Genomic DNA, 5,217 nt, shown 5'->3' on the forward strand with positions numbered 1-5,217 from the left:
GCCGTTGGCCGGCCCAAGCGGTCAGTGGGCCGGCCAACGGCCGGCGCTACCGGTGACACCCCGCGACCCGCCGGTAGATGGCGACCGTTGGTCGTCATCCAGCCGCATCAGTGATAGCCGGTTCCGGCGGTCACTTTTCCCCGGAACACCCGATACGACCAGGCCGTATACCCCAGGATCACCGGCAGCAGCACCACCAGCCCGACCAGGCTGAAACCCAGCGACGATGCCGGCGCGGCGGCCTGCCACAGGGTCAGGCTGGGCGGCAGCAGATAGGGCCACATGCCCAGCACCAGGCCGATGAAGCCCAGCACGAACAAGGCCAGGCTCAGCAGGAAAGGCGGCAGGTCGCGTCGCGGATGGACCGCACTGCGCCACAGGGCCACCGCCACGGCCAGGGTCAGCAGCGGCACCGGTGACAGCCACCAGAAGTTGCCGTCGGCAAACCAGCGCTCCATCACCCGCGACTGCAGGAACGGCAGCCAGGTGCTGACCAGCCCCATGAACACCACCACCGCAACGACCAGCGGGCGGGTCAGGGTGCGCGCCACCGCCTGCTCGCGGCCTTCGGTCTTCAGGATCAGCCAGGTGCTGCCCAGCAGGGCGTAACCGAACACGACCGCCACCCCGGTCAGCATCGAGAACGGACTGAACCAGCCGAACGCACCGCCCACGTAGCGACCATCAACCAGATCCAGGCCCTGCACCAGCGCGCCCAGAATGACGCCCTGGGCAAACGCGGCCAGCAGCGAGCCCAGCCCGAAGGCCACGCTCCACAGTCGCCGCGAACGGTGCGCCTTGAAGCGGAACTCAAACGCCACCCCACGGAACACCAGCGCCACCACCAGCAGCAGGACCGGCAGGTACAGCGCCGACAGCAGCGCCGCGTAAGCCTTCGGGAAGGCCGCCATCAGCCCCGCCCCGCCCAGCACCAGCCAGGTTTCGTTGCCGTCCCAGATCGGCGCGGCGGTGTTCATCATCACATCGAGCTGTTCCTCGCTTTCGGCCATCGGCGCGAGGATGCCGATGCCCAGCACGAAGCCATCCAGCACCACGTACATCAGCACGCCAAAGCCGATCACTGCGAACCACGCCACCGGCAGCCAGGTTGTCATCTCCATCTCAGCGGCCCTCCAGCGGTTCATCGGTGCCCGACAGCGGGCGCGCCGGGGTGTGGCTGCCGTCCTCGATGGGCGGCTGATGGTCGTGCGGCTTCGGCCCGGTGCGGATGATCTTGACCAGGTACCAGATGCCCCAGCCGAACACGAAGGCGTAGCCGACGATGTAGATGCCCAGCGACAACGCGGTCATCCACGCGCTCTGCGGCCCGACCGCATCGGCGGTGCGCAGCACCCCGTACACCACCCAGGGCTGGCGGCCCATCTCGGTAACGAACCAGCCTGACACCAGCGCGATGAAGCCGCTGGGCAGCATCCAGTTCCAGCCGCGCAGCAGCCACGGTGACGTCAGCAGCTTGCCGCGCCACCACTGGAAGGCCGAGACCCAGGCCAGCAGCAGCATCAGCGTGCCCAGCCCGACCATGATGCGGAAGGCGAAGAACACCGGCAGCACTGGCGGCCGCTCACTGGCCGGCACCGAGGTCAGCGGATCAAACGTGCCGTCCAGCGAATGGGTAAGGATCAGGCTGCCCAGGCGTGGAATGGCGATCTCGAAGTCGTTGCGCTCTTCTTTCTGGTTGGGCACGGCGAACACCACCAGCGGCACACCTTCGCCCTCCCCTTCGGCATGCCAGTGCGCTTCCACCGCCGCGATCTTCATCGGCTGATGCTTGAGGGTGTTCAGGCCATGCATGTCGCCGACGAAGATCTGCACCGGCACGGTCAGCGCGGCAAACGCCACCGCTGCCAGCAGCATGGTGCGCCCCGCTTCCACATGGGTGCCGCGGCGCAGATACCACGCGCCGATGCCCCCGATCACGAAACAGGTGGTGATGAACGAGCCCAGCGCCATGTGCGCCAGGCGGTACGGGAACGAAGGGTTGAACACCACCTGCCACCAGTTGAGCGGGTGCACGATGCCGTCCACCAGCTCGAAGCCGGACGGGGTCTGCAGCCAGCTGTTGGACGACAGGATCCAGAAGGTGGAGAACAGCGTGCCCAGCGCCACCATGCAGGTGGAGAAGAAGTGCAGGCGCGGCGAGACCTTGCCCCAGCCGAACATCATCACGCCAAGGAAGCTGGCTTCCAGGAAGAACGCAGTGAGTACTTCATAGGTGAGCAGCGGACCGATCACGCTGCCGGCGACCTCGCTCAGCCGGGGCCAGTTGGTACCGAACTGGAAGGCCATGACGATGCCGCTGACCACGCCCATGCCGAACGACACCGCGAAGATCTTCTGCCAGAAGAAGTACAGCTCGCGCCAGACCGGCTTGCCGGTGCGCAGCCATTGGCCTTCGACGAAGGCCAGCCAGCTGGCGGTGCCGATGGTGAAGGCGGGGAACAGCACATGGAAACTGATGACGAATCCGAACTGGATCCGCGACAACAACAACGCGTCCACGGGACGCCTCCGGGTGGGGTTTTCTGAAATCCAGACCAGTTTGGGTGGAGTTCCGTGAAAGCGACATGCGACCGGGTGACGCGCTGCAGCAGTTTGTCGCAGGGGCGTCGGCCGGGGGCGGCACCCGAAGCCACGCAGGGCGTGGCTCTACGGCGTTGGGGCATGACCTTTGCCCCCCGCTTCGGGCCCTTGCGGCTGCTACCCTTGGCGGGTTTTTTCCTTCACGGTGCTGCCCGCAATGCCCAGAATGCTGCCCTTGTCCCTGCTGCTGCTCGCCGCCCTCGGCGGTACGGCCCACGCGGCACCGACGCCGATCACCATTGAACGGGCCATGGCCGACCCGGACTGGATCGGTCCGCCGGTCGACAGCGCCTGGTGGTCGTGGAACAGCCAGCAGGTGGAATACACGCTCAAGCGCAGCGGCAGCCCGGTGCGTGACACCTTCCGCCAGCCGGTCGCCGGTGGCGCAGCGGTGCAGGTGGCCGACGACCAGCGCGGCACCCTGGACGTGGAAAGCCGCGTGTACGACAGCAGCCGCCAGCGCAGCGCCTTCGTCCGCAACGGCGACGTGTTCCTGCGCGACCTGCGCAGCGGTGCGCTGACCCAGCTGACCCGCAGCACCGAGAAGTCCAGCAACGTGGGCTTTGCCCGCGATGGCGGCGTGATCTGGCGCACCGGCCAGAACTGGTTCCATTGGACCGCCGCTGCCGGCGTGCAGCAGGTGGCCAGCCTGAAGGCCGACAAGAACCCCGACGATGCGCCCAAGGCCGACGTGCTGCGCGAGCAGCAGCTGCGCACCCTGGCCACGCTGCGCAATGACCGCGCCCAGCGCGACGCGCTGAAGGCGCAGGAAGCCAGCTGGCGCAAGGCCGACAGCACCCGCGCGCCGGGCCCGGTGTACCTGGGCGCGGACGTGGAGATCGTCGACAGCGCGCTGTCGCCCGACCTGCGCAGCCTGGTGGTGGTGACCAAGCCGAAGAGCTTCGATGAAGGCCGCGGCGGCAAGATGCCCAAGTACGTGACCGAGTCCGGTTACGAGGAATTCGAGGACACCCGCACCCGCGTCGGCCGCAACGACCCGGAGCCGAACAGCCTGTGGCTGGTCGACACCGTGGCCGGCACGGTCAAGCCGCTGTCGCTGGACGGCCTGCCGGGCATCGGCACCGACCCGCTGGCCGCGCTGCGCAAGGCCGCCGGCAAGGACGCGCTGAAGGGCAACCGTTCTCTGCAGGTGCTGGGCGGCCCCGGCGCGCCGGGCGTGCGCTGGAGCGCCGACGGCCAGCAGGCCGCGATCATGCTGCGCGCCAATGACAACAAGGACCGCTGGATCGCCAGCCTGAACCCGGCCGACGCCAAGCTGGTCAATCGCCATCGCCTGACTGACGCTGCGTGGATCAACTGGGGCTTCAACGACTTCGGCTGGTCCAGCGACAACAAGACCCTGTGGCTGCTGTCGGAAGAGTCCGGCTATTCGCACCTGTACACCCAGCAGGGCACGGCCAAGCCGCAGGCGCTGACCGGCGGCAAGTGGGAAACCTCGATGCCGGTGCCCAGCGCCGACGGCCGCGGCTTCTACTTCCTGTGCAACCAGCAGACCCCGGGTGACTACGAAGTCTGTGCGGTGGACACCGCCAGCCGCCAGGTGCGCGAGCTGACCAACCTCAACGGCGTGGAAGATTTCTCGCTGTCGCCGGACGGCAGCCAGCTGCTGGTCCGCTACTCCGGTGCCTACCTGCCGGCGCAGCTGGCGGTCGTGCCGACGGCTGGCGGCCAGGCCAAGGTGTTGACCGACACCCGCAGCGCCGAGTTCAAGGCGCGCGAGTGGATCCAGCCCAAGCTGGTACAGGTGCCGTCCAAGCACGGTGCCGGCGTGGTCTGGGCCAAGTACTACGGCCCGGAGAACCTGGAGCCGGGCAAGAAGTACCCGATCGCCATGTTCGTGCACGGCGCGGGCTACCTGCAGAACGTGCACCAGCGCTACCCGGCCTACTTCCGCGAGCAGATGTTCCACAACCTGCTGGTGCAGAAGGGCTACGTGGTGCTGGACATGGACTACCGCGGCAGCGAGGGCTACGGCCGCGACTGGCGCACCGCCATCTACCGCAACATGGGTCACCCGGAACTGCAGGACTACCAGGACGGCCTGGAGTGGCTGGTGGCCAACCAGCAGGGCGACCGTGACCACGCCGGCATCTACGGCGGCTCGTACGGCGGCTTCATGACCTTCATGGCGCTGTTCCGTGCCCCGGGCACGTTCAAGGCCGGTGCCGCGCTGCGTCCGGTGGTCGACTGGCACCAGTACAACCACGGCTATACGTCCAACATCCTCAACACCCCGGACATCGACCCGGAGGCGTACCGCATTTCGTCGCCGATCGAGTACGCCGAGGGCCTGCAGGACAACCTGCTGATCGCCCACGGGATGATGGATGACAACGTGTTCTTCCAGGACTCGGTCAACCTGACCCAGAAGCTGATCGAGCTGCACAAGGACAACTGGAGCATTGCCCCCTACCCGCTGGAACGCCACGGCTACGTCCGTGCCGACTCCTGGCTGGACCAGTACAAGCGCATTCTCAAGCTGTTCGAGACCACGCTGAAGTAACTACGGGCACCAATTGCCCCTATCCTGTCTGCGGCCGCCTTGTGCGGCCGCAGGCTTGTTGGGCCTGCCCCCCCCGCCGCTCACCCCAGGAC

Annotated in this window: 3 protein-coding genes; 1 reads left to right on the forward strand and 2 read right to left on the reverse strand. The window is 67.3% G+C overall.

What is annotated here, in order from left to right; genetic code table 11:
• Positions 1-107 precede the first annotated feature (107 nt).
• Together cydB and QMX83_RS19895 are read right to left on the reverse strand one after the other, a co-directional pair.
• A complete protein-coding gene (gene cydB, locus QMX83_RS19890) occupies positions 108-1,121 on the reverse strand; it encodes a cytochrome d ubiquinol oxidase subunit II (RefSeq protein ID WP_282298369.1) in 1,014 nt (337 codons plus the stop codon).
• Position 1,122: 1 nt separating this feature from the next.
• Complete coding sequence (locus QMX83_RS19895; RefSeq protein WP_282298370.1) at positions 1,123-2,520, reverse strand: cytochrome ubiquinol oxidase subunit I; 1,398 nt, start codon at positions 2,518-2,520, stop codon at positions 1,123-1,125.
• Positions 2,521-2,758: 238 nt separating this feature from the next.
• Here QMX83_RS19895 and QMX83_RS19900 point away from each other — a divergent pair, with 238 nt between their 5' ends.
• On the forward strand, positions 2,759-5,125 hold the full coding sequence (locus tag QMX83_RS19900; RefSeq protein WP_282298371.1) for a S9 family peptidase: 2,367 nt from the start codon (positions 2,759-2,761) through the stop codon (positions 5,123-5,125).
• Positions 5,126-5,217 lie beyond the last annotated feature (92 nt).

It is taken from the genome of Stenotrophomonas sp. PS02289 (assembly GCF_029960115.1).
Taxonomy (GTDB): domain Bacteria; phylum Pseudomonadota; class Gammaproteobacteria; order Xanthomonadales; family Xanthomonadaceae; genus Stenotrophomonas.